The organism is Mesorhizobium sp. M7D.F.Ca.US.004.03.1.1, from assembly GCF_003998635.1.
Lineage (GTDB): Bacteria > Pseudomonadota > Alphaproteobacteria > Rhizobiales > Rhizobiaceae > Mesorhizobium > Mesorhizobium loti.
Genome location: NZ_RZQG01000787.1, coordinates 1 through 2,809 on the forward strand (window position 1 = coordinate 1; position 2,809 = coordinate 2,809).

Below are 2,809 nucleotides of genomic sequence, written 5' to 3' on the forward strand. Positions count from 1 at the left end.
ATCCTGGAAGAGTCCGGCGGCGTGCTCAAACCAGCTGACCAGCCAGCGCCCGCTCAATGAGCGCCCGCGTCTCGGCAATGCCGTAGAGCGCGGCGAACGAACCGAAGCGCGGGCCGCGCTCCTGGCCGATCAGCACCTGGTAAATCATCTGGAAGAAGGCACCCGATACGCCAGGGCCGCCCTCCGGGCTCTGCTTGGAATGATCCTGATAGCGTTCGATCCTGCGCGCGACGTTGAGCGAAGCGTTCTGGATCGCTTCGCCATTGGCGCCGGCCGGCAATTCACCAAGCGCCTTGTCGAGGGCTTGCAGCGCCTCGCGCTCGACCTCGTCGGCCGGGCGGAAGGTTTTCGTCGGCTTCACGAAATCGTCGAAATAGCGGATCGCGTGGCCGACCAGCTGGTCGAGTTCGGGATGCGTCTTTGGCGTCACCCCTTGCGTGTGGCGTGAGATGAAGCCCCACAGCACATCCTTGTTCTGCGCGTTGGAAGCGCTGACCAGATTGAGCAGCAGCGAGAACGGCACCGGCATGTCGATCGCGGGCGGGTTGCCGTCATGCATATGCCAGACTGGGTTGCCCAGCCGTTCCTTCCAGTCCTGCCGGGGATAGGCGGCGAGGAAGGTATAGTATTCGTCCACAGCCCGCGGGATGACGTCGAAATACAGCTTCTTGGCCTGCCGCGGCCGCTGGTACATGTAGAGCCCGAGGCTTTCGGTCGGCGCATAGGTCAGCCACTCGTCGATGGTCAGCCCGTTGCCCTTCGACTTCGAGATCTTCTGGCCGTTCTCGTCGAGAAACAGTTCGTAGACGAAATGCTCCGGCGCCCGTCCGCCCAGAATGTTGCAGATGCGGTCGTAAACCACCGCATTGGTCTGGTGATCCTTGCCGAACATCTCGAAATCGACGCCAAGGGCTGCCCAGCGCATGCCGAAATCCGGCTTCCATTGCAGCTTCACGCGGCCGCCGGTGATCGAAAGCGTGGTCTCGGTACCCTCGTCGTCGAAGGTGATGGTGCCGGCCTCGGCGTCGACATGCTTCATCGGCACGTAAAGCACGCGGCCGCTCTTCGGCGAAATCGGCAGGAACGGGCTGTAGGTCGCCTGCCGCTCGGGGCCGAGCGTCGGCAGCATCACCGCCATGATCTGGTCGTAGCGTTCGGCGGCGCGCTTGAGCATCGCGTCGAAACGGCCGGACTTGTAGTATTGCGTCGCGCTGGCGAACTCGTAGTCGAAGCCGAACGTGTCGAGGAAGCGGCACAGCATCGCATTGTTGTGGTCGGCGAAGCTGGCATAGTCGTCGCCGAACGGATTGGGAACCGACGACAGCGGCTTGTGCAAATGCGGCTCGAGTGCGGCGCGATCCGGCACGCTGTCGGGTATCTTGCGCATACCGTCCATATCGTCGGAAAAGCACAGCAGCTTGGTGGCAACCTCGTCCTGCGTCAGGACGCGAAAGGCATGGCGCACCATCGACGTGCGCGCCACCTCGCCGAATGTGCCGATATGCGGCAGGCCGGACGGTCCGTAGCCGGTCTCGAACAGGACCGTTTGCGGAAAGTCGGTGCCTTTGTAGCGTTCGATGATCTTTTTGGCTTCTTCGAACGGCCATGCCTTGCTCTCGACCGCGGCCGCCAGCAGCTCGGGATTGAGATCGATGATGTTTGATCCCGCCATGTCACTGTTTTCCAAATCATTCGCCGGCCCATTCGAAGGCGGCCGGAGCAGAGGTTTTTCAACCGGTCTCTAGGCGTGCATCGCCGGAGCGTCAACGCGTGCGGCGCTTTTTCCTTGCGGTGCAGATTTCGTGTTCTTACCTTCGAGGCCCGGTTCAAGGAGAAAAAATTGCCGACGCCGCATGAAGCCCTGATCTACCTGATGGTCATCACCTCGGCCTCCGATCGCGACATGACCGATGTCGAACTGGCGCGGATCGGCGAGGTCGTCCGCTCCTGGCCGGTGTTCGAGGACTTCAACCACGACAGACTGGTCGGCGTCGCCCAGGCCTGCCAGAAGCGCCTGCACGAAAAGGACGGACTGGAAGGCGTGCTGGCTGAAGTCGCGGAGGCCTTGCCCGAGCGGTTGCGCGACACCGCCTATGCCGCCGCCTTCGAGGTTGCCGCTGTCGATCTCGAAATGCGCATGGAAGAAGTGCGGGTGCTGCAGCTGATCCGTCGTCAGCTCGATCTCGACACGCTGACGGTCGCGGCAATAGGCCGTGCCGCCAAGGCCCGCCTGCGTACGCTGACCTGAAAGTCCTTGGCCCTAGAAAAAGCTGACCGGGAAATAGCGCAGATAAAATTCGGCAAACGTGCCTTTCATCGAAATCTCCTGCAGCGCGTAGTCGAGCGCGGCGGCAAGCGCTGGATTATCCGCTTTGGTGGCGATGGCCATGCCAGTGCCCAGATATTCGGGCGCCAGATAGGGCCCGCCGGCAAAGCGGCAGCAGCCCGCCGCATCCGAGCCGCCCAGCCAGAAGGCCAGGCGCATGCCGTCGCCGAAGGCCGCGTCGACCTTGCCGGCCTTGAGATCGTTGTAAAGGTCTTCCGGTCTGTCGAAAGTGACGACCTGAACCGTGTTGAAATAGTCGCGCAGCATGCGCTCATGCGCTGAACCTGATATTACGCCGACACGGTTGCCGTGCAATTTGTCAAAGACCGGTTCGGTCAGCGCCTTGCTTTTCGGCATGATGAAGCGTGCCGGAAACTGCAGATAGGAGCGCGAGAAGGCATAGGTCGCGCGCGATTCCGGCGTTGCGGCGATGCCGGCGATGATCGCCTCGCCTTCGCCTTTCTGCAATGCGCCTTCCAGCTC

Annotated in this window: 3 protein-coding genes; 1 reads left to right on the plus strand and 2 read right to left on the minus strand. The window is 62.1% G+C overall.

The genetic code is table 11. From position 1 onward, the window contains the following. Positions 1–25 precede the first annotated feature (25 nt). A complete protein-coding gene (locus tag EN935_RS29800) occupies positions 26–1,672 on the minus strand; it encodes a lysine--tRNA ligase (RefSeq protein ID WP_127264656.1) in 1,647 nt (548 codons plus the stop codon). A gap of 168 nt (positions 1,673–1,840) precedes the next feature. Here EN935_RS29800 and EN935_RS29805 point away from each other — a divergent pair, with 168 nt between their 5' ends. After that, a complete protein-coding gene (locus EN935_RS29805; protein WP_082525486.1) occupies positions 1,841–2,248 on the plus strand; it encodes a tellurite resistance TerB family protein in 408 nt (135 codons plus the stop codon). Positions 2,249–2,260: 12 nt separating this feature from the next. On the opposite strand, the gene EN935_RS29810 is transcribed toward EN935_RS29805, so the two are convergent. Further along, positions 2,261–2,809 (minus strand): transporter substrate-binding domain-containing protein (locus EN935_RS29810; protein ID WP_127373911.1); only part of this gene is annotated, 549 nt, incomplete at its 5' end.

Excerpts from the sequence above, each read along its gene's own strand:
- EN935_RS29800 (WP_127264656.1), bottom strand. The coding sequence starts at position 1,672 with ATGGCGGGATCAAACATCATCGATCTCAATCCCGAGCTGCTGGCGGCC.